Origin of the sequence: Roseomonas gilardii (assembly GCF_001941945.1) — a bacterium.
GTDB lineage: Bacteria > Pseudomonadota > Alphaproteobacteria > Acetobacterales > Acetobacteraceae > Roseomonas.
On the sequence record NZ_CP015585.1, the window covers coordinates 152612 to 174543 of the forward strand.

The 21932-nt window shown below is 65.6% G+C and carries 17 protein-coding genes and 6 pseudogenes; 15 read left to right on the forward strand and 8 right to left on the reverse strand.

All coding sequences use genetic code 11. The features are described from left to right. Window positions 1–116 precede the first annotated feature (116 nt). On the reverse strand, window positions 117–356 hold the full coding sequence (locus RGI145_RS23455) for a hypothetical protein (protein ID WP_075800943.1): 240 nt from the start codon (window positions 354–356) through the stop codon (window positions 117–119). Between the two features lie 164 nt (window positions 357–520). Next, the gene (locus RGI145_RS23460; protein ID WP_083671518.1) at window positions 521–1525 is read right to left on the reverse strand and encodes a M48 family metalloprotease; all 1005 of its coding nucleotides are present in this window, start codon (window positions 1523–1525) and stop codon (window positions 521–523) included. 328 nt (window positions 1526–1853) lie between these two features. On the opposite strand from RGI145_RS23460, the gene RGI145_RS23465 reads away from it, so the two are divergent. From RGI145_RS23465 to RGI145_RS23480, 5 genes and pseudogenes are all read left to right on the forward strand, one after another. Then, window positions 1854–2297 (forward strand): Hsp20 family protein, encoded by a 444-nt coding sequence (locus tag RGI145_RS23465; RefSeq protein ID WP_075800944.1) that lies wholly within the window; start codon window positions 1854–1856, stop codon window positions 2295–2297. An 89-nt stretch (window positions 2298–2386) separates the two neighbouring features. Then, window positions 2387–2560 (forward strand): hypothetical protein, encoded by a 174-nt coding sequence (locus RGI145_RS25310; protein WP_156878766.1) that lies wholly within the window; start codon window positions 2387–2389, stop codon window positions 2558–2560. Window positions 2561–2602: 42 nt separating this feature from the next. Then, complete coding sequence (locus tag RGI145_RS23470) at window positions 2603–4156, forward strand: ISL3 family transposase (RefSeq protein ID WP_075800945.1); 1554 nt, start codon at window positions 2603–2605, stop codon at window positions 4154–4156. Window positions 4157–4202: 46 nt separating this feature from the next. Further along, window positions 4203–4358: pseudogene (locus tag RGI145_RS25955) on the forward strand (IS66 family transposase zinc-finger binding domain-containing protein); the annotation flags it as partial. Between the two features lie 58 nt (window positions 4359–4416). Then, a pseudogene (locus RGI145_RS23480) lies at window positions 4417–5632 on the forward strand (IS3 family transposase). Window positions 5633–5885: 253 nt separating this feature from the next. Here RGI145_RS23480 and RGI145_RS23485 read toward each other — a convergent pair. Both RGI145_RS23485 and RGI145_RS23490 read right to left on the reverse strand, forming a co-directional pair. Next, window positions 5886–6902, reverse strand: coding sequence for a zinc-binding alcohol dehydrogenase family protein (locus RGI145_RS23485; protein ID WP_075800947.1), 1017 nt, complete (start codon window positions 6900–6902; stop codon window positions 5886–5888). An 84-nt stretch (window positions 6903–6986) separates the two neighbouring features. Further along, window positions 6987–7922: a LysR family transcriptional regulator gene (locus tag RGI145_RS23490; RefSeq protein ID WP_075800948.1), complete on the reverse strand. Its 936-nt coding sequence runs from the start codon at window positions 7920–7922 to the stop codon at window positions 6987–6989. Window positions 7923–8035: 113 nt separating this feature from the next. Here RGI145_RS23490 and RGI145_RS23495 point away from each other — a divergent pair, with 113 nt between their 5' ends. From RGI145_RS23495 to RGI145_RS23525, 8 genes and pseudogenes are all read left to right on the forward strand, one after another. Then, window positions 8036–8830: a type 1 glutamine amidotransferase domain-containing protein gene (locus RGI145_RS23495; RefSeq protein WP_075800949.1), complete on the forward strand. Its 795-nt coding sequence runs from the start codon at window positions 8036–8038 to the stop codon at window positions 8828–8830. A gap of 71 nt (window positions 8831–8901) precedes the next feature. Further along, window positions 8902–9198: a putative quinol monooxygenase gene (locus RGI145_RS23500; RefSeq protein ID WP_075800950.1), complete on the forward strand. Its 297-nt coding sequence runs from the start codon at window positions 8902–8904 to the stop codon at window positions 9196–9198. An 11-nt stretch (window positions 9199–9209) separates the two neighbouring features. Further along, on the forward strand, window positions 9210–9386 hold the full coding sequence (locus RGI145_RS25315) for a hypothetical protein (RefSeq protein ID WP_156878767.1): 177 nt from the start codon (window positions 9210–9212) through the stop codon (window positions 9384–9386). Between the two features lie 17 nt (window positions 9387–9403). Further along, the gene (locus tag RGI145_RS23505) at window positions 9404–10144 is read left to right on the forward strand and encodes an SDR family oxidoreductase (RefSeq protein WP_075800951.1); all 741 of its coding nucleotides are present in this window, start codon (window positions 9404–9406) and stop codon (window positions 10142–10144) included. Between the two features lie 111 nt (window positions 10145–10255). After that, complete coding sequence (locus tag RGI145_RS23510) at window positions 10256–10549, forward strand: putative quinol monooxygenase (RefSeq protein ID WP_075801047.1); 294 nt, start codon at window positions 10256–10258, stop codon at window positions 10547–10549. A 141-nt stretch (window positions 10550–10690) separates the two neighbouring features. Beyond that, on the forward strand, window positions 10691–12034 hold the full coding sequence (locus tag RGI145_RS23515) for an IS1380 family transposase (RefSeq protein ID WP_075800952.1): 1344 nt from the start codon (window positions 10691–10693) through the stop codon (window positions 12032–12034). Window positions 12035–12617: 583 nt separating this feature from the next. After that, a pseudogene (locus RGI145_RS23520) lies at window positions 12618–13757 on the forward strand (glutathione-independent formaldehyde dehydrogenase). 31 nt (window positions 13758–13788) lie between these two features. Continuing rightward, window positions 13789–14082, forward strand: a pseudogene (locus RGI145_RS23525) (DJ-1/PfpI family protein); the annotation flags it as partial. 31 nt (window positions 14083–14113) lie between these two features. Here RGI145_RS23525 and tnpC read toward each other — a convergent pair. From tnpC to tnpA, 3 genes are read right to left on the reverse strand one after another with little or no spacing between them, the layout of a single operon-like run. Then, window positions 14114–15709, reverse strand: a complete 1596-nt coding sequence (tnpC, locus tag RGI145_RS23530; protein ID WP_075800953.1) for an IS66 family transposase — start codon at window positions 15707–15709, stop codon at window positions 14114–14116. 47 nt (window positions 15710–15756) lie between these two features. Beyond that, the gene (gene tnpB, locus RGI145_RS23535; protein ID WP_075800954.1) at window positions 15757–16104 is read right to left on the reverse strand and encodes an IS66 family insertion sequence element accessory protein TnpB; all 348 of its coding nucleotides are present in this window, start codon (window positions 16102–16104) and stop codon (window positions 15757–15759) included. Then, complete coding sequence (tnpA, locus tag RGI145_RS23540; RefSeq protein ID WP_075800955.1) at window positions 16101–16472, reverse strand: IS66-like element accessory protein TnpA; 372 nt, start codon at window positions 16470–16472, stop codon at window positions 16101–16103. The genes tnpB and tnpA overlap by 4 nt, the downstream gene beginning before the upstream one ends. 277 nt (window positions 16473–16749) lie before the next feature. On the opposite strand from tnpA, the pseudogene RGI145_RS24835 reads away from it, so the two are divergent. Together RGI145_RS24835 and RGI145_RS23555 are read left to right on the forward strand one after the other, a co-directional pair. Then, window positions 16750–18266: pseudogene (locus RGI145_RS24835) on the forward strand (ISNCY family transposase). A gap of 1 nt (window position 18267) precedes the next feature. After that, window positions 18268–18525: pseudogene (locus RGI145_RS23555) on the forward strand (DJ-1/PfpI family protein); the annotation flags it as partial. Between the two features lie 260 nt (window positions 18526–18785). On the opposite strand, the gene RGI145_RS23560 reads toward RGI145_RS23555, so the two are convergent. After that, window positions 18786–21377, reverse strand: coding sequence for an excinuclease ABC subunit UvrA (locus RGI145_RS23560; RefSeq protein ID WP_075801048.1), 2592 nt, complete (start codon window positions 21375–21377; stop codon window positions 18786–18788). Window positions 21378–21932 lie beyond the last annotated feature (555 nt).

A 21932-nucleotide genomic window follows, 5' to 3' on the forward strand; every position in this document is an offset into this window, starting at 1 on the left:
TTGGTGCGACGGTGGGTTCCGTGACGGGACCGAAGTCGTAAGCCGTTTCGGCAGGGGTGAGCAGGCCGAAGAGAGACGCGTCGCCGTGATGCGCCAGATTGAGGCCGCTGACGCTGTCATCCCGGCATTGATGGCGGAGGTTCTTCTTCCGTCTCCTCAAGAAGATCGATGAGCTCGGCAACGCGGCCGGAGGCCAAACGCTGGCCGCTGTTTATCGGGGCTTCGTCGTTGCTGAGCCACGCATATGCCTCGGCGAGCTCGTCTCGGGTGGCGCCTGTGGCCAGAATGCGGGCCATCAGGTCGTTGTCCACCGTCCCGAGGATCGAACGGACATCCTCCCCTGTCAGAGCAGACATCGCGGTCTCCCTACTTCGGCCGGGTCGCGTTCGACATGGCGGTCACTGGGCTGCGGACGCCCCACCTGCCGGCGGCTTTCCCGGCCAGTTATCCTTGCTCGCGGGAGTATGACGACTCTGGCCTGGGGTTGCACACATTGCCCCTCCGCTCGGTCCTGCGCCGTCTAGAGCATCCAGCGCCGCGCCAGGCGCTGGCCGGCATGGCCTTGGGGAATCACCGTGCCGTGCATGACAGGGTCCAGACGCGGAGCTTGCACCGGCGGCACGCTCGTGACTGTCCCGGCGAGCCGAGCGACGCGCTCCCGAATGGTCGGATGGGTGCGCAGCCAGCGCAGCCACCAGGCGCCGCTGCGCGTGGCCAGCCGCTCCCAGTCATCGCCCTGAAGGCGTTCGAGCCGCAGCAGTGCGGCCGCGAGCCCAGCGGGATCGCCGGTGAGCTCCACAGCCCCGGCATCGGCGAGGAACTCACGTCGCCGCGAGAGGGAAAGCGTGAGGAGGTCGCCCACCGTCGGTGCGACGACGAGCAGCAGGATGGCTAGCGGCGACGGCACCGCGCCGGCGGCCATCAGGATCGGCAGCCAGAGCAGCAGTAGGATGCTGCCGAGCAGGCCCATGCCGCGCGTCAGTGTCGCCGCGGCGGCGGCAAGGCGCATGACCCACAGGTCCCCGTGGCGAAGGTGAGCCATTTCATGCGCAAGCACGCCTGCCACTTCCCGGGGTGGCAGGGCGGCGAGCAGGCCGGTGGTCAAAGCGATCGCCGGCCTGTCCCGACCACCACCGGCCATCGCCTGAAGCTGGCGTGAGGGGATCAGGTGCAGCATGGGGAGGCGCGAAAGGCCGGCCCGGCGGGCCAGCTCCCGGGTCAGCGCATAGAGTTCCGGTGCCTGCGCCGGGTGGAGCGGGACGGCGCCGAACACGTAGCGGAATGCCGGATCGCCCGCGCCAGGCTCCAGCAGGAGTAACAGCAGCGCGGCGCCGGCCGCGAGCAGCATGCCGTCTGGGCCAGCCAGGAGGCTGCCCGTCACCGCCGCGAGCAGCCCAAGGCCAGCAAGCAGCAGTATCGACTGCAGCCGGTTCTCCCACTGGTGGCGGCGCAGCGCCGCCCGGTCGAGCCAGAGCGCCGTTGGCGGGGTCGCCGTCAGAAATGCAGAGCCGGATCGACGGCGCATGGTTCCACTCATTACCAGTGGCAGGCGGCGAGGCAAGGCTGTGCTGCCGCAGCGGTGTAGACCCGCCCAATCTACGCCGGAAGGATAGGCGGCGCGGGCGATCTGACAGGAGACACCACGCACCCCTGCCGGAAACAGCCTCGCTCTCGGTGCCGCGCTACCACCACGCGGTCATGCCAGAGGTCGCATTGGGAGCGCGGTCGAGGCGGTCTTGAAATCGCGGCCGCTTCGACTAGCTAGTCGGTCGCCGAACGCCCATGAAGGGGTTTGGCGAGGAGCCCATCGGGCTCCCGGTCTCGTATCCATGTTGCTCGAAGAGGATATGGCTATGGGAATGATGGATCTTGCTCCGCTCAGCCGGTCCCTGATCGGCTTCGACCGGATGTTCGAGGACGCCCTGCGCCTCAATCCGGACGACAACTACCCGCCTTACAACATCGAGAAGACGGGCGATGACGCGTACCAGGTGACTCTGGCCGTCGCGGGCTTCACGCCTGACGAGCTGACCATCACCTGGCAGCCGAACGCGCTGGTTGTCGCCGGCAAGAAGGCCGAGCAGAACGGCGGCCAGTATCTCCACCGCGGGATCGCCGGCCGGTCCTTCCAGCGCCAGTTCAGCCTGGCTGACTATGTGAAGGTTGCCGGCGCCAGCCTGGAGAACGGCATGCTCTCCATCGATCTGGTGCGCGAGGTGCCCGAGGCTCTGAAGCCGCGGCGCATCGAGATCGCGAACAGCAATCAGCCGCAGCAGATCGAGAGCAAGGCGGCCTGAACAGCAGCTGGTCTCCTGAATAAGCAGTCGGTGTGGGCGTCAGCCGGGCTGGCGCCCGCGCCTCCTGTCCGTCTGAGATGAGGTGTATCATGGACGTGAAGGGCCTGATGCCCTGGAGCCGAAGCCGCAACCTGCCGGCCTCGCGCTTCTCCGGGGAGGACAACCCATTCCTCGCGCTGCATCGCGAGATGAACCGCACATTCGACGACTTCCTGCGCGGTGTGGATCGGCATGGAATAGGGGTTCTGACTCAATTTTGCTGAAGTTGACGTGCTGGGTTCCCTGGTCAGTCAGGGATCAGCAGGATGGCGAGGAACCTCAGTCCAGCAGCTTTAATCCCGCCAGGATTCGTCCTGGAGAGCGTGGACGAGACCGGCACAGCGGTGGTGATGACGGTGCGACCATCAACGGTAGCAGGGATCTGTCCCGGCTGTGGTGGCGTCAGCCATCGAGTGCACAGCCGCTACACTCGGAACTTGGCCGATCTCCCGTTGAGCGGGCGTCCTGTGGAATTGAAGCTCCTCGTCCGGCGGTTCCGCTGCGACCGTGCCCTGTGCCCCCGCCGCATCTTCTCCGAACGGTTCGTGGCTGCGACGCCATGGGCTCGGCGCACGGCCCGGCTGGACGAGATCGTCCACCACCTCGGCCTGGCGCTTGGCGGCCGTCCGGCCGCGAGCTTCGCCCAGAGGCTGCGATTACCGGTCAGCAACGACACCTTGCTGCGGGTCGTCCGGCGCCGTGGAAGCCCAGCGTTCACGCCACCGCAGGCGGTCGGGATCGATGATTGGGCGTGGAAGCGCAACCACCGTTACGGCACGCTGATCTGCGACCTGGAGCGACGACGCACTATCGCCCTCTTGCCCGACCGCGAGCCCGCAACGGCGCAGGCCTGGTTGTCCGGCCAGCCGCAGATCGAGATCGTGACCCGCGACCGCGGTGGCGCCTACGCCCTGGCCGCGGCACGGGCGCTACCTGATGCGATGCAGGTAGCCGATCGTTGGCACCTGATGGAGAACGCCAGCCAGGCTTTTCTGGCCGCGACCCGAGCCTGCATGCGCCAGGTGCGCGCGGCTATCGGCGCCACCACGGTCGACCCCCGGCTGCTGACCGCGGCGGAGAAGCTCCAGTACGAGGGTTATCTCCGACGTGAGGACGCCAACGCCGCGGTCTTGGCGCTGCACAAGGCGGGCAAGGCGATCAAGGAGATCGTCCGGTGCACCGGTCATAGCCGCGGAACGGTGCGGCGCATCCTGCGCGGCCAGCGCGCGGATGTGTTCCGCACGCGGGAAAGCTCGCTCGACGCACACCTCCCCTGGCTGGACGCGCGCTGGGCGGCTGGAGTCCGCAACGGCGCCGCGCTGTGGCGCGAGCTTCGCGATCTCGGCTTCCACGGCTCGCTGCGGGTGGTCGCAGAGTGGGCGACGCGTCGCCGCCGGTCAGAGCAGGTCAACGTCGAGGGGCTGAGCCGTGTTCCGTCGGCCCGCACCGTGGCACGCCTGATGACCATGGCGCGTGACAGCCTGTCCAAGACGCAGACTGTGACGGTGGCTGCTATCGAAGCCGCGGTGCCTACCCTGGTCCAGGCGCGGGAGATCGTCGAAGCCTTTCACGCCTTGATCCGCCGAAAACATGAGGCCGCGTTGGATGGCTGGCTCGACAGGGCGGCAGCCAGCCTCCTGGCCCCGTTCGCGCGCGGGCTCGCCCGGGATCATGTCGCCGTCCGAGCCGCAATTTCCTCCGCTTGGTCCAACGCCCAAGCCGAGGGGCAGATCAACAAGCTGAAGGTGGTCAAACGCCAGATGTATGGCAGAGGGAATCTCGACCTGCTCCAGGCCCGCGTCATAGCAGCAGGCCGATGACCGCCATCGAAATTGCGTCAGAGCCCCTATTCCATGCCGATCCACACCAGGCCGGTTCCGCGTGCTCCGGCATGTCAGGCCGAAGTTCTCTTGCCGCGGCTGCGAGGCAGTCACCCAGGCCCCGGCGCCCAGCCTGCCGATCCGCCGCGGCCGCGCCACGGCGGGGCTGCTCGCCCATGTGCTGGTGGCCAAATACGCCGACCTGATCCTCCTTGGTTTCCGTGGACACCCAGAGGCAAGCTTTGAGCTGGAGGTGTTCAATGGATCAGCAGGCGACGAGGGCCAAGCCACGTTCCTATACGGAGGACTACAAGCGCCAGGTCGTGGATATGGTGGTCGGTAGCGGGCGCACGCCGACGGCGGTGGCGGGCGAGGTCGGCCTGCACCCGACGCCGTTGTGCCGGTGGGTGCGCCAGTATAGCGCCGGCGGTGGCAAGACCGAGGTGCCGCGGCCTGCAGCTGCCACCTCCCTCAAGCCCTTGCCGGTCCCGACGGCCGACCAGGCTGCCGAGATCGCGCGGCTGCGGCGCGAGTGCGACCGGCTCCGCATGGAGCGGGACATTTTAAAAAAGTCCATTTCGATCTTCGCGGGGCCACTGAGATGAAGTTTCGTGTGGTCGAGGACTGCCGCGATGTCTGGGCGGTCCAGCCGTTGTGCCGCGTGCTGGGGATCTCGACCGCCGGCTACTACGCTTGGCGGTCGCGGCCGGATAGCAAGCGCGCCGTCGAGGATTGTGCCCTGCTGGCCGACATCCGCCAGACCCATGCCAACAGCGGTGGCCGTTACGGCAGTCCCCGTGTGTATGCCACCTTGCGGGCGCAGGGGCGACAGGTTGGACGTGGACGGATCGAGCGCCTGATGCGGCGGCATGGCGTGCGCGGCCTTGTCGCCCAGCGCCGCCGCGTGCAAACCACCGACACCCGCCAAGCCTTCCCGGTCGCTCCCAATCTGCTGGAACGCAAGTTCTCCACCACCAGCAGGCCGAACCAAGTCTGGCTGGCAGACCTGACCTACATTCCGACAGCTGAAGGTTGGCTGTACATGGCCGCCATCATGGACCTGCACAACCCGTAAGATCGTGGGCTGGTCCATGCGCGACCATCTCAGGGCCGAGCTGGCGACCTCGGCGCTGCTGATGGCCATCCAGCGCCAGCGTCCCAGTGCCTGGCCTGATCCAACATTCCGACCGCGGCGTCCAATATGCCTGCGGTGACTACCAGGCGGCGCTGACCAAAGCAGCCATCATCCCGTCGATGAGCCGGCGGGCCAACCCGCTGGACAACGCGCCAATGGAGAGCTTCTTCCATACGCTGAAAACCGAGCTGGTGCATCACCGGGCCTGTGCCACCAGGGATGAGGCCAAGCGCGACCTGTTCTCCTACGTCGAGGGCTTCTACAACCGACAGCGCCTTCATTCGGCTCTGGACTACCGCACGCCAGACCAGGCAGAACGGCAGGCAGCAAACGTAGCGTAACCCGTCCACAGAAGTCGTGGAGGATCAATTGGTGAGATGCCGAGCTAGAAGACGTCCCGAGTTTTCACCGGAGGACCGCGTCTGCTATCTCGAAACATCACGGTCTTTTATGACTGTAGATATCAGTGACCCAGCGAAAGCGACGCCCACAACCGCACATGGCTGGCATCGATAACGCCGAGGCTTGGTCCCTTTCAGTTGGTGCAGCTGGGGCCGCGGGCGCGGCGGACGTTGCGGGTGAGCGTGAACCGCATCACTGCCAACCCTCGATGACGATCTTGCCGCGTGCGGTAGTGCTCTCAAGCGCCTGGTGCGCGCGCTTGAGGTTCGCGGCGTTGATGGGGGAGAACCGTTCGGTGAGGGTGGTGCGCACCTCGCCGGCGTCCACGAGGCTGGCGATGGCCGACAGGATCTGACCCTGCGTTTCCATATCAGCGGTCTCGAACATGGACCGGGTGAACATAAACTCCCAGTGGGTCGACACCGACTTGCGTTTGAACGGTACGACATCGAGCGTTTTGGGGTCGTCGATGAGCGCAAAACGTCCCTGCGGGGCGATCAGCTCGGCGATCTGCTCGATATGCTCGTCGGTGTGCGTGGTCGAGAAGACGAAAGCCGGCGCGCCGATGCCCAAATTCGCCACTTGCCGAGCCAGCGGCTGGCGATGATCGATGACATGGTGAGCACCGAGCTCACCCACCCAGGCCTGCGTTTCAGGGCGCGAGGCCGTCGCAATGACGATCAGCTCGGGTACTTGGCGAGCAAGCTGGATTGCCATCGAGCCTACCCCGCCGGCACCCCCGACAATCAACAGCGCATGTGCTGCACCGGCTACAGGAGTACGCACGGACAATCGCTCGAAGAGGGCCTCCCACGCGGTGATCGCCGTCAGCGGCAACGCCGCTGCCTCTGCCCAATCGAGGCTGGCCGGCTTCTTCCCGACAATGCGCTCGTCGACCAGGTGCAACTCGGCGTTGGTCCCATCGCGGCCGATGCTGCCCGCGTAGAAAACCTCGTCGCCCGGTTCGAAACCACGCACTTCAGGGCCAACAGCGCGAACGACACCGGCGGCATCCCAACCCAGGACACGCCAATCACCGTGGATCGAACCCGAGCCAGCGCGCACCTTCGTGTCAACCGGGTTTACCGAGACAGCCTTGACCTCGACGAGGAGATCACGGCCGGTAGCGTTGGGATCGGGAAGTTCGATATCGACGAGAGCTTCCGTGCGATCGATCGTTCCGGGCTGCTGGTAGCCGATTGCGCGCATGATAATTCCTATTGTCAGGGGCTGTATAGCGAACTTTGTCGCGTACGGGATACGCACAAGCGACGTCGCGGTCCGACATCGTCCTCAGGCTGGCGACGGCGTGGCTGCCGCTGCCGTCTTCCCCGTGAGGTCGGTGATGACCGCGCCGATCAGCGCCCGTAACCAGCGGTGTGCGGGATCATGCCGATAGCGGACGTGCCAAGCCATTTCCACGGGAAAGCTGCCAAGGTCGACCGGAGCCGGCAGGATCTTCAGCCGGGGGTCGTGCATCAGCCGCCTGCAGATGAGCGAGGGCAAGGTGGCGCAATAGTCGGTCACCGCCACCATCTCGGCTACCGCGAAGAAGTTGGTCACGGAGATCGCGACGTCGCGCTTCAGCTGCTGCTGCGCCAGCGCCTGGAACAGCCCGGCGCGCATCCGTCCGGGCGGCACGATGTTGACGTGCTTCATCGCCTCGAACTGTTCGCGCGTCATGGCATCGCCGACGCCCGGATGGTCGGCGCGGACGGCGCAGGCGAGCCCCTCGTCCATCAGGTGCTGGACGACGAGGTTGTCGGGCGGGTCGACGATGCGGCCCAGCACGAGCGCCGTCGTGCCCGACAGGACGCCTGTCTCAACGAGATCGTTGCCGTAGGGCGTCAGGCGGAGCTTGATGCCGGGCGCGACCTTCTCCAGGCGCGCCACGACAGCGGGCACGAGGACGAACTCGACATAGCCGTTCGGCGCGATCGTGAAGAGCCGTTCGGCCTGTGCGGGGTCGAAGGCCTGCTGACCGAGGACCGCGTTGTCGAGCTGCGCGAGTGCCTCGGCGATCAGCGGCGAGAGTTCGAGCGCGATCGGGGTCGGCTGGATGCCGTAGCGCTCGCGGACGAACAGCTGGTCCTGAAGCATCAGTCGTAAACGCGATAGGGCGTTAGACAGGGCGGGCTGTGTCATGCCCATGCGCTCGGCGGCCCGCGTGACGCTGCGCTCCTCCATCAACGCGACGAAGATCGGCAGCAGGTTCAGATCGTAGCGCATGCAGTCATCCTGTCAGCCGTATATCTGAAATCAGAAAGATAAACTTCTGGAATATGTCAACGAGGCCCATTTCCCATCCATCGGCGATCGACGCCGCGAACATGGAGGTTCAGATGAGCAATGGTCAGGTTCTCGTTCTTGGATCGAACGCGACGCAGATCGGTCTGCGTGGCGGCGGTACCGCGACGGTCGGTCAGTATCTCAACGAGACGGCGGTCCCCGCGCTGGCTCTGCTCGACGCCGGCTATGATATTGTTCTCGCCACGCCCAATGGGGCCAAGCCGCACATCGACGCCGCCTCCGTTTCGGTTGATCATTTTGGCGGCGATGAGACGGCATTCCAGCGCGCCAAGGACTTTTTTGCCAGCCACCCAGCGATGAACGACGTGCGTACGCTGAAATCGGTCGTCGACGAGGGTCTGGACGGCTTCGCTGGCGTGTTCGTGCCGGGAGGTCACGCGCCCATCGTCGACCTGATGCAGGACCGCGATGCGGGCACGATCCTCCGTCACTTCCACGCGGCGGCCAAGCCGACCGCGCTCCTCTGCCACGGACCGGTGGTCGTTGTCGCCGCGCTCGAGGAGGCTTCGGCCTTCCGCAAGGCGCTGGTGGCAGGCGATGACGCCGGTGCGGCCGACCTGGCGCGAGACTGGATCTACGCGGGCTACCGCATGACCGTCTTCTCGGCGAGCGAGGAGAAGATCGCTGAAGAGCAAGTGCTGAAGGGCGAGCTCTGCTTCGACATGGAAAAGGCGCTGCGGTCGGCCGGTGGCGACGTCTCGGTCACCGACAAGAACTTCGCTTCGAATGTCGTCGTGGACCGGGAACTGATCACGGGTCAGAATCCGGCGTCGGACCGAGCCATGGCCGACGCGTTGATCGAAGCCCTCGATCGCGCCGCTGCGTGAGTACCAGGATGACCGGCGGGGCGCTAAGGGTGCGCCCTCCCACGGATATAACCAAGACAAGGAACGGTGCCATGACCGCCAACGTGAAGATCGTCGCCGTCCTCACCGCCCGTGCGGATACCGTCGACCGCCTGCGCGCTCTGCTCGACGCCATGCTAAAGCCGAGCCGTGCCGAACCGGGCAATTTGCGCTACGATCTCTGGCAGGACCAGAGCGATCCGAACCGTTTCGTGCTCGACGAGCTGTACGCAGACGCGGATGCAGTCGCCGCCCACCGTGCGACGCCCCACTTCCAGAACTACCTCTCTCAGATCGGCGATCTGGCCGAGCGCGCCGCGTTTGTCCTCAACCCCGTCTCGGCGACCTGAGGATGGTGCCAATGGGCAAGCCTGAAGAATGGGTGGGATCGGCGCTGCTCGCACAACCGTTCTACACCGAGGAACTGCGGATGACCGGCCTGTTGGCACCTCCGCTCCGCGTGGGCTTGATGAGCCTCGTTCATCTACCCGGCTACCGCTGGGGCGGAGCCGCGATCCGGCGACAAAGCAACATCTGACTTGAAGGAATACAGTCATGACCAAGGGTATCGAAGGCAAGGTCGTTCTCATCACCGGCGGTAGCACCGGCATAGGCGCAGAAACCGCGCGTCTTCTCGCGGAACGCGGCGCGAAGGTGGCCATCGCCGCGCGGCGCAAGGACAGGCTCGACGAGGTCGTCGCGGAAATCGCCGCAAGCGGCGGCGCGGCACGTAGCTACGCACTCGACGTCACCGACAAGTCGGCAGTCCAGTCCGTCGTCGCCGCGATCATCGCCGACTTCGGCCGCCTCGACGTGCTGATCAACAACGCCGGGCTGATGCCGATCCGTCCGATGGCCGAGGTCAACACAGACGAGTGGGACCAGATGATCGACGTCAACCTGAAGGGTACGCTCTACGGCATCGCGGCGGCCCTTCCCGCCTTCCTCGAGCAGGGCAGCGGACACATCATCAACCTGAGCTCGGTTGCGGGCATCAAGGTCTTCGCACCGGGCGGCACGGTCTATTCCGGCACCAAGTTCGCCGTCAGCGCGATCAGCGAGGGCTTGCGCCACGAGGTGGGTGAAAAGGTCCGTGTCACGTCAATCGAGCCTGGAGCTGTCGAAAGCGATTTGAAGTTCACGACGTCTGGCACGGCTGCCGAGACGGTGCTCGACTTCTACAAGCAGGCCATCCCAGCGGCATCGGTGGCGCGTGCCATCGCGTTCGCTGTCGAACAACCTGATGACGTCGACGTCAACGCGATCGTCATCCGGCCGACCGCACAGCAGTTCTGATTTCGACGAGGAGGCAGGGCCGCGTGTGCTCCGCCTCCTGGGGAACGTTCCGGCCCGCTTGTCCGTTACTTTGCCGAATGATATCTGTCCGTTTAACTTAAGGAGTCGATGATGCCCAAACTTGCGCTGTATGTGCCACTGAAGGCCAAGCCCGGAAAGGAGAGCGATGTCGCCGATTTCCTGACCTCGGCATTGCCGCTCGTTCAAGTTGAGCCGGGCACTCTGACCTGGTATGCGATCGAGGAAGGTCCCGGTGCGTACGCGATCTTCGATACGTTCGACACAGAGGAGGATCGGCAGGCGCATCTTGACGGCAAGGTTGCCGCCGCACTGATGGACAAGGCGGAAGAACTGTTTTCTGAACCGCCGCAGATTCACAAGTTCACCCTGCTGGCCGCGAAATAGCGGAGCGGTCGGCACCCTAACCCATCTTATTCACCGGGGCTCAGGTTTTGGCTGGCGGATGTGGCGTAAGTTACTGGCCATGTTTACGGATTTGGGTGTCGAGACCAAACCGAAACCCTCACAGGGTGTGCCACACCCGCCATGGACGACGATACGACCGAGGCGTTCGGCTTTCCAGCGGTTGGCCGCAAGAGGCTGAGTGCCGCCTTCGACGGCGGGCGGCTGACCTCGGACGGCGGAGTACTGCTGCTGGCCGCGGCCGAGCGCCGCCTTGGCCTCTGCGACCGGCTCGCCTCGCTGATTGCCGATCCACGCGACCCGTCGCGCGTGATCCACCCGCTGGCCGATATCCTGCGGGCTCGCATCCTGGCCATCGCCTGTGGCTACGAGGATGCCGACGACCTCGACCACCTGCGCCAGGATCCCGGCTTCAAGCTGGCCTGCGGGCGGCTGCCGGACACAGGCCGGGACCTTTGCTCGCAGCCGACCATGTCGCGCTGGGAGAACGCGCCCTCCCTGCGCGAGGTGGTCCGGCTGATGCGGGCCATGGTGGACGTCTACTGTGCCAGCTATGCCCGCCCACCCGCGGCCGTGACGCTCGACATCGACGACACCGTGGACGTGGTGCATGGGCGTCAGCAGCTGTCGCTGTTCAACGCCCATCATGACGAGCGCTGCTTCCTGCCGATCCATGTCTACGACACCGCGGTCTCCCGCCCGGTGGCGGTGCTGCTCCGGCCGGGCAAGACGCCCTCCGGCACGGAGGTCCGTGGCCATCTGCGCCGCCTGCTGCGGCAGATCCGGCGCCACTGGCCGAGGACGCACATCACCCTGCGCGGTGATGGCCATTACGGCCGCCCGGAGGTGATGGCCTTCTGCGAGGCCGAGAACATCAACTTCGTCTTTGGCCTGCCGACCAACGCCACCCTGCGCGGCCTCGTCGAGGAAGCCGCCGATGATGTCCGGACCCGCCGTGCCGAGGAGGGCGTCCCGGTGCTGCGCCGCTATGCCGAGACCTCCTACGGCGCCCGGTCGTGGTCCGCCAAGCGCCGGGTGGTCGCGCGCATCGAGGCCAGCACCCTTGGCCTCGACATCCGCTTCGTGGTGACCAGCTTCGCCCGAGGCAGCGCCGAATGGATCTACGACAGCCTCTACTGCGCCAGGGGACAGGCGGAGAACCTCATCAAGCTGCACAAGACACAGCTCGCCTCCGACCGTACCTCCTGCCGGTCGCCCCTGGCCAACCAGCTCCGCCTCATCCTGCACACGGCCGCCTACTGGCTGATGCTGACGCTCCGCGACCGCATCCCCAAGCCGCACCCGCTGGCCAGTGCCGAGTTCGCCACCCTCCGCCTGCACCTGCTGAAGATTGCGGGCCGCGTCATCGAGACCGCCAGCCGGGTCCGCATCGCCTTCGCCGCCGCATGCCCGCACGCCGTGCTCTTCCACGGCCTCGCCCGCAGCTTCCACCCAGCCGGGCCATGACGGTCGGGGCCAATGCCCCGTCGAGCCCCCTGTCCTCCAACCCCCAGCGCCGCATGCCCGATCCCGCTCACGTCTTCACAGGCGGATGCGTGCGCATGCCTGGTGCTCAGTTCAGACCCACCCCGTCCCTGCTGCTCTCAGCTGGTGAATAGGACGGGCTAAGCGGCCGTTCGACTGCACGGTTTGGGACGTCTGCCCTCCGGAATGGACGGGCCGGCTTTGGAACTCAATAGAAGCAATATGACAGGCCATCCGCGATAGTGGATGGCCTTGTGTTTTTGCGCTTATCCCGCCTTTGATGTTGCTGCTGATAAGGCGGCGTTTATGCACTGCGTCATCATGGCGCCGTTGTTTTCGCAGGATTTTCTTGAGTACATCAATCTACCGCTTTTTTAGACCGTCGTGGCCCAGGCAATCGAAAAGCCGCCGAAAATCGATCCGAGAATTGCCGAACGGGATGGAACCGCTCAGGCGTCAGGCGGTTTAGGACACTGAGATCAGTTGGAAAGATGCGCTGGACCGGAGCGTCAGCAAGCTCTCGGTTTGATGACGCCTTGAGCAGAGCTACGAGAGGGAAAGATCCGTGAAAGCTGTCGTGTACAACGGGCCCAAAGACGTTTCCGTCGATACCATCGATGATCCCAAGATCGAAAAGCCCACCGATGTCATCATTCGGCTGACCACGACCAACATCTGCGGGTCGGACCTTCACATGTAGGAGGGCCGCACCAGCTTCGAGAAGGGCAGGGTCTTTGGCCACGAAAACCTTGGCGAAGTCATCGAAGTCGGCGCTGCCGTAGATCGGATTAAGAAGGGCGATCGCGTCTGCATGCCGTTCAACGTCGGTTGCGGGTTCTGCGAAAATTGCGAACGCGGTCTGACGGGTTTTTGCCTCACGACCAATCCTGGAACCGCCGGCGCAGCGTATGGCTTTGCCGAGATGGGGCCGTGGCAAGGCGGTCAGGCCGAGATGATGCGCGTACCGTATGCCGACTTCAATTGCCTGAAGCTGCCTGAGGACGCTGAGGAGAAGGAGGATGACTATGTCATGCTCTCCGACATCTTCCCGACGGGTTGGCATGGCGTCGAGTTGTCTGGTTTCCTGCCCGGCGAAAGCATAGCGATCTACGGCGCCGGTCCGGTCGGTTTGATGGCCGCGCACTCAGCCGACATCCGTGGTGCCGCTCAGATCTTCGTGGTTGATTCCCACGATGACCGCCTGAAGCTGGCCGAGGCGATGGGCGCGATCCCGATCGACATGCGCAAGGGCGATCCCGCCCAGCAGGTCCTAGATGCAACCGGCGGCCTCGGGACCGACCGTGGGGTCGAGGCGGTAGGGTACCAGTGCTGCGATCGCCACGGCAAGGAGCGCAGCAATTACACGATGAACTGCCTCGTCAAAAGCACGAAGGCCACCGGCGGCATCGGCGTCGTCGGCGTGTTTATCCCGGAAGACCCCAATGCGCCAGACGATCTCCAGAAGGAAGGCAAGATTGCGTTCGACTTCGGCAACTTTTGGTTCAAGGGGCAGAAGATCGGCACCGGGCAATGTAATGTAAAGCATTATAACCGGCGGCTGATGAACCTCATTGAGCATGGCCGGGCCAATCCTGCTCAAATCATCTCGCACCGACTGCCGCTCGATCAGGCGCCAGACGCCTACAAGCATTTCGATGCGCGCGATGATGGATGGACAAAGGTCGTGCTTAAGCCGACCGCCTGACCTTAGTCTTCTACGGAATAGGGAATAGATTATGACGTTAGAGGGCAAATCAGTTGCCGTCCTGATCGCGCCCCGCGGGACGGAAGAGCCAGAATTCTCGAAGCCCAAGCAAGCTATCGAGGAGGCTGGCGGCAAAGTGACCGTGGTCAGTTTTGAAGCGGGCGTGGCTCGCACAGTCAATAGCGACCTTGACGAGGGCGGCAGCTATACTATCGACAAGACGTTTGCCGAGGTCAAAGCCGACGATTTCGATGGCCTTGTTGTGCCCGGAGGGACTGTCGGCGCCGACAAGCTGCGCGGCAGCGGCGAGGCAATCGGTTTCATCGTACCCATCCGGTGATGGCCGCGGTTGACGTTCAGGCGGCAGCGGTTGCGGGCGTTTGAGCACGCCGCCAGTTCCACGGCAGAAGTTCGTCGAGCCTGGAGGCGGGGTGGTCGGCGATGCGGGCGAGCACATCGGCAAGCCAGGCACGCGGATCCACATTGTTCAGCTTCGCGGTGGTGATCAGGGCGTACATCATCGCAGCCCGCTCGCCGCCACGGTCACTGCCCGCGAACAGCCATGCCCTGCGGCCAAGGGCCACGCCGCGGAGCGCGCGTTCGGCCGCGTTGTTTGTGAGGCAGATCCGGCCGTCGCTGAGGAACTTGGTGAATGCAGGCCAGCGCTTCAGCGCGTAGTCCAGTGCCTTGGCCAGGTCGTTGTGACGCGACAGCCTGCCCCTGGTCTGCAGCATCCAGGCCTGGAGATCGGCAACCAGTATGGTCACGACGCTCTGCCGGTGGGCGAGCCGATCGGCCGCCGGACACCGGTTCACCGCCCGCTCGGCTTCGAACACCCGGTCGATGCGGCGCACGGCCTCGGCCGCCAGCGGCGCGCGGGCGACCTCCGCCAGCTCGAACACCTTGCGCCGGAAATGCGCCCAGCACGCCGCCTCCGTGATCGGCCCGGGCTTGCGGCTGGCCAGGTAGAGGTCGCCGAACCCGGCATAGGCGTCAGCCTGCAGGATCCCGCTGTAGGAGGCCAGGTGCCGCTTGGGATGCTCGGCGGTGCGGTCGCGCGAGAAGTAGAACACCGCCGCCGGAGGTGCGGGTCCGGCAAAGGGCTGGTCGTCCCGCACATAGGTCCAGAGGCGCGCCGTGACCGTCTTGCCGCGGGCCAGCAGCGGCACTGTGGTGTCATCGCCGTGCAGGCGCTCCGCCGCCAGCACATGTGCCTCGATGAGGGCGTGGAGCGGCGAGAGAGTGGCCGCCGCGGTGCCGACCCAGTCGGCCAGGGTGGAGACGCTCAGCTCCACGCCCTCGCGAGCATAGCTCTCGCCCTGCCGGTTCAGCGGCAGGTGCTGACCAAACTTGGCCTCCAGCACCATGGCGAGCAGGTTCGGCCCGGCCCGTCCGCGGGCAATCGGATGGAATGGCGCGGGTGGCTGGGTGATGCGCTCGCAGGTCCGGCAGGAGAACTTCTCCCGCACGGTCTGGGTGACCTTCCACTGCCGCGGGATCACCTCCAGGGTCTCGGTTACATCTTCACCGAGCTTGGACAGCCTGCCGCCGCAGCAGGGGCAGGCCGTGGGTGACGGGAGCACCACCCGTTCGCGCGGCAGGTGGGCAGGCAGAGGGCTACGGGAGGGCCTGCGCGGCGGCGCTGCCCCCGGCCGGGCCCCCGCCTGGTCCTCCGCCCGCGTCGCGTCCTCGGCCGCCGTGGCGACCAGTTCGCCGAGTTCCAGTTCCAGCTGATCCAGGAGCTTGCGGCCGCGCTCGGAGGAGGCGCCGAACTTGTCGTGCCGCAGCTTGGCGATCACCAGCTTGAGGTGGGTGATCATCGCCTCCGCACCCATTGCCCTGGCCTCAGCGCCGGTGGCACGGGCCTCGGCCGCGAGGCGCGCCTCCCGCTCGGCCGCCAGTGCCACGCGCAGGGTCTCGAGGTCATCAGGATCAGCCGCGGCGGGCGTCATACCGGAAGTGAATCAGGGACAGCCGCGCTTTGCCAGCACAATCGGGCTCAGCCCGCAGCCAGCGGCCTGTAGGTGCGCTGTGGGTTCCGCCAGTCGATGCCTTCCAGCATGTAGCCCAGTTGAGAGGCAGAGATGGACACCACGCCATCGGCCGGTGAAGGCCAGATGAAGCGTCCTCGTTCCAGCCGCTTGGCATAGAGCGACATGCCAAGCCCGTCGTGCCAGAGAACCTTCAGCAGGTCGCCGCGGCGGCCACGAAACACGTACAGATCGCCCGCGTGCGGATCGCGCCCAAGCGCCTCCTGCACCTGCAGCGCCAAGCCGTTCATGCCACGACGCATGTCGGTATGACCTGCTGCCAACCACACCCGCATGCCCGATGGGACCGGGATCACCGGCGCAGCGCCGCCAGCACGCGCCGCAGGGCAGCCGCATCCACATCGGCACCGACGCGCACACAGGTGCCGTCCGGCAGCACGATCTCGATCCGGGGATCGACCTTGGCAACTGCAGGCGCCGCGAGTTCCGGCGGCACCGGATCGCTCACCTGCACCGGCAGGAACACCGGCCCGGCCATGTCACGTGCCGCCAGCCGCCCCTGCCGCAACTGCCGCCGCCAGTACCATAGCAAGCCGCGGCTGATGTCGTGCCGCCGAGCCACCTCCGACGTGCGCGCCCCTGGCTGCTCCGCCTCGGCCAGCACGCGCAACTTGTCCTCGTCGCGCCAGCGTCGCCGACGCTCCACGCCGGTGATGATCTCCATCCCGTCCTGTCCTTAGCGTCGCCCTTACGAGCGTCACTAAGGTCAGTGACCATCAACCCTCGCAAGGCGGCCGTCACCGGATGAGTACGTTTCATCCGGGCTTTCTTCGATCAAAAAAAACTAGGCTGGCAAAGTTAGCTGCCTGATAGTCTGCTCTCTGTTGCGGAGTGGGTGGCTGGAGGGCTGTGGGATGGGCAGGCTGTCAGTGCGGCCGCGGCCGGAGCGTGAGCGGGTGCTGGTTCCGACCCAGCGTCTGTGTCCGGCCTGCGGCGCGGCGATGCGGATCCGCTACGAGAACCGCCGCACGCTGGTGACGCTGTCCGGGGCGGTGCGGCTCCGGCTCAAGATCCGGCGCTGCGAGGCGGCGGGCTGCGCACGGCATCACCGGCCCTGGCGCCCGGAGGCGGAGGGCGCGATGGCGCTGCCGCAGCACGAGTTCGGGCTGGACGTGGTGGCGCTGGTGGGGGTGCTGCGGCACCGCGACCACCGCTCCGTGCCGGAGATCCACGCCATCCTGCGCGGGCGCGGGGTGGAGATCGCCGAGCGCAGCGTGACCAACCTGCTGGACCGCTACGACGAGTTGCTGGCCACCGCGCTGACCGACGGGGGACGCCTGCGGCGCGTGTTGCGCGACCAAGGCCGCGCCATCCTGGCGCTGGACGGCCTGCAGCCTGATGTCGGCCACGAGGTGCTGTGGGTGGTGCGGGAGTGCCTGTCGGGCGAGGTGGTGCTGGCGCGCAGCTTGCTGTCGGGCACGGCCGAGGACCTGGCGCCGCTGCTGGTTGAGGCGGCCGAGGCGGTCGGGGTGCCGGTGGAGGGGGTGATCAGCGACGGGCAGACCTCGATCCGGCGCGCCGTGGCCCGGGCATTGCCCGGGGTGCCGCACCAGCTCTGCCAGTTCCATTTCCTGCGCGAGGCAGCGAACCCGGTCTACGAGGCCGACCGGCACGCCAAGAAGGAACTCAAGAAGGGGGTCCGCGGCGTCCGTCCCATCGAGCGCGCCGTGGAGGGACAGGACGATGCCGGCGCGGAGGTGGTGCGTGGCTACTGCGCGGCGGTGCGCAGCGCCGTCACCGATGACGGCCGCACGCCGCTCGCGGCCCCCGGGCTCCGCCTCAAGGAACGACTGGAGGCGGTGGCGGGGAGCCTGGACCGGGTGCGGCAAAAGGGGGCGGCGCGCTCCCGGCACCGCTCGCGCGGCTCCACCGGCTGATTGGGCGCGGCCTGCAGGGCACGGCCGCGCTCTGGCCTGACGTGGAGCGCGCCTACGCCTGGGTGCACGCCGCGGCACATTTGCTGGGCAACGCCAGTGACGAGGGAGCCGCGTCCGTCCGGCGCCGGTTCGACGGCCTGGTCGCGGCCATGCTCCGGTACCGCGATGGCGCCGGCCGTCTGTCCCCCGCCATGGAGCACTTCGTCAAGGTGTTCCGCAGCTACCGGCCCGGACTGTTCCACTGCTACGGCGTGCCGGGTCTGCCGCGCACCAACAACGACCTCGAGCAGCTGTTCGGGTCGCAGCGCTACCACGAGAGACGCACCACAGGGCGCAAGGCGGCCTCGCCGGCGGCCGTGCTCCGCGGCGAGGTCCGCCTGATCGCGGCCACGACAACGCGGCTGCGCATACCGACGGTTCGGGAGCTGGGGCGCGTCAGCCGGCAGCGATGGGCCGAACTTCGCCAGCGCCTCGAACATCGACGCCGCGCCAGGACCCTGCGAACCCGGTTCCGCCGCGATCCTGATGCCTACCTCGCCGCCCTCGAACACCAAGCTTGCCAGTCAACTTTGCCAGCCTAGAAAAAAACCGGTTGCGGCTATATGCCATGCACCCTGGACATTGATTGAGGCGGGCGTTCTTGAGGGTCGCACCTTGACGTCCTACCCGACGCTGAAGGTCGATATCGAGAACGCCGGCGCTACATGGACCGATGAGGAAGTCGTGGTCGACAACGGCCTTGTTACCAGCCGCGACCCCGACGATTTACCCGCCTTCTGTGCCAAACTCGTTGAGCAAATCGCGGAAGGTGCGGGCGCTGGGCCCGCGGCCGCGAATTAATACGGGACGGTTTCGACGAACCATGTGAGGGCGCGCTCCCTGGTGAAGGTCCACACAAAACAGGCGTAGCGGATGGCCGGCGATTGGCTGTCCGCTACGCCGCGTATCAGACGAAAACGGCGCACTTCCGAGCACTCAATCCCCAAGCCGCGTCAACCGCGGTGACACCTCGCCGGCTCCCGCTTCCAGATGCGACCCATTTCAGCGTGCGTGCGGTTGAGATACGCCTGATCGAACGTGCGTTCGGCCAGGTTTACGACCTACAGCGCCGCTTTGAGATAGGGGGCGGTGAGACTGCCTTCTGCTTCCGCAACGACGCCAGGGACGCCGCTGGCAACGATACGGCCGCCATCTTCCCCAGCCCCCGGTCCCAGATCGATGACCCAGTCCGCCTGCGTGATGGCGCGCATGTCATGTTCGACGACCACGACGGTATTGCCGGCTTCGACGAGGCCCTGCAGGTGTTGCATCAGCCGGTCGGCATCGGAGGGGTGAAGCCCCGAAGTGGGCTCGTCCAGGATGTAGATCGTGTTGCCGCGCTGGGCGCGTTGCAGTTCAGTCGCCAGCTTGATGCGCTGCGCCTCCCCGCCAGACAGCTCGGTCGCCGGCTGTCCGAGCCTCAGATAGCCAAGACCGATCTCGCGCAACACGTCGAGGGAGCGCATCACAGATGCCTCGCCAGCGAAGAAATCGCACGCATCGTCGACCGTCAGTTCGAGCACCTGGGCGATATTGCGCCCGTTCCATTCGACTTCGAGCGTTTGCGGGTTGTAGCGAGAGCCATGACAGGTCGAGCACGGCGCAAAAACGCTCGGCAGGAACAGCAGCTCCACCATGACGTATCCCTCGCCCTCGCACACCGGGCAGCGGCCTTGCGCGACGTTGAACGAGAACCTGCCCGGGCTATAGTGTCGCCGGCGGGCGAGCGGCGTATCAGCGAAGATCCTTCGCACATGGTCGAACATGCCGCTGTAGGTGGATAGGTTCGAGCGCGGCGTGCGGCCGATCGGTTTCTGATCGACCCGCACCAGCCTGCGAACATGCTCCATGCCTGCGACAATGCGTCCTTCAGTATCGTTCTGAGCAACATCGAGCAGCGGATCGATATCCTCCTCCTCGGCCACGGGGGAGCCGCCGAGGTGTTCCGTGACGAGCTCGGGCAGCGCCTGACTGACGAGACTGGATTTGCCCGATCCCGAAACGCCGGTGACAGCGGTGAAGCAGCCGATGGGAAACTCGACGTCGAGACCTTGAAGATTGTTACGCCTGATCCCTTCCAGGCGTAGCCATGCCTTGGGATCGCGCGGTGTGCGCTCACTGCGGAGCTGCTCTGCGAACAGGTAGCGGCGGGTGATCGAAGTCTCGACGTCGGCAAGCCCCTCTATCGGCCCGCTGTAGAGGACTTCACCGCCCTTTTCCCCAGCCCCTGGCCCAACATCGACGAGCCATTCCGCGTGGCGGATCACGTCGAGATCATGTTCGACGACGAACAGGGAGTTGCCCGCCGCCTTGAGACGCTCGAGGATAGTGAGCAAGGCTTCGCCATCTGCCGGGTGTAACCCTGCCGAAGGCTCGTCAAGCACATAGACCACGCCGAAAAGCTGTGACGACAATTGGGTGGCAAGCCGCAAGCGCTGCAACTCTCCGGAGGAGAGCGTCGGCGTGCTGCGGTCGAGCGAAATGTAGCCAAGGCCAAGATCGATCAGAGGCTCGAGCCGCTCGATCAATTCGCAGGCAAGGCGTTGGGCGGCGATCCGCTTCTCGTCGGAGAGATTGGGCGTGCGGCGCACGTCGGGCGCGCTCTTGTGCGCAGAGCCGCCCGCGGCAACCCGTTGTTCGACCGCTGCTTCGCGGGCCGCTTTTTCCAGAACATGGTCCTTCGAGGCGGTGGAGGCCGTCCCATATTCGCCATGCGTGACGGGCATCAGCAAGTCCTTCAGCTTGAGCACCGTCAGGTCGCCGAACTCGGCAATGTCGAGGCCGGCGAATTTGACCGACAGGGCTTCGCGCTTCAGGCGCTTGCCGTTGCAGGTCGGGCAATCGCGGCCGATGATATATTGCGAGACGCGCTTCTTCATCAGCGCGCTTTTAGTGTTGGCGAAGGTTTCCAGTACATAGCGGCGCGCGCCGGTGAAGGTGCCCTGGTAGCTCGGCTCCATGCGGCGCTTTCGCGCCGTCCGGGTCTGTTCGGGCGTCAGGCCCGCATAGACTGGCACCGTCGGCGCCTCGTCAGTAAAGAGGATCCAGTCGCGATCCTTTTTCGGCAGGTCGCGCCACGGCGTATCGACGTCATAGCCGAGCGAAACGAGGATATCTCGCAGGTTCTGACCATGCCAGGCGGTCGGCCAGGCGGCGATCGCCCGATCGCGAATGGTGAGGCTGTCGTCAGGAACCATCGTCTCTTCGGTCGCGTCATATACGCGGCCGATGCCGTGGCAGGTCGCGCAGGCCCCCGCGACCGTGTTGGGGGAGAAATCCTCCGCATAGAGCATGGGCTGATGGCGCGGATATTCGCCGACGCGGGAATAGAGCATCCGCACCAGGCTGGAGAGCGTCGTCACGCTGCCGACCGAGGATCGCGCGTTGGCCGAGCCGCGCTGCTGCTGCAACGCGACCGCAGGCGGCAATCCGTCGATCGTGTCGACCTCCGGCACGCCGGCTTGGTCGATAAGGCGACGGACATAGGGCGCAACCGATTCCAGATAACGCCGCTGGGCTTCGGCATAAAGGGTGCCGAACGCGAGCGATGACTTGCCCGAGCCCGATATGCCGGTGAACACCACGAAGGCGTCACGCGGTACATCGACGTCCACATTTTTTAGGTTATTCTGGCGCGCGCCGCGAACCTGCACGCAAGCGGGCGGTCCCGCATGCCCATGATCGGTGGCCGGCGTCGTCGCGTGTATATCCTTGTCCTTCAATTCAGTCTTCCTGCCATATCCGCCCATGCGGCCCGTGGTTCATTACGGTCGAGGTAACAGACGAATGCATTTCCGACTCAATACATCCAACGGCCAGGCTGGCCCGATGTTCGGAACCTTTGAAATATTTTTCCAGCATTAGACAAAGGTTACGACAAAACCATTTTTCCCGTTGGGTCGCGCGACGAGGCCACACACACCCGGCTGGTAAGCGCCTGGGCCAGGCGGCCTTGGTCCGTGCCGCTATCGGCGTTTAACGATTGCACTTCGGCGGTTGTTACCGCATCGCGACGCGTTGCCCAGTTGCCAGAGCGCGCTTCATCATGGCCGGGGTCGGGCCATGATGACGGCTGGCCTGTCGATCCGAACGCCTGGCGCCGCGTCTTAGAACGCGACTGAACGGTCGACGTTGGCGGCGTCGAGGAAGAGGGGGAAGAAAATGCCGTCACCCGAGATAACCGGAGTGGTCATCCGGAACTTCCTCGA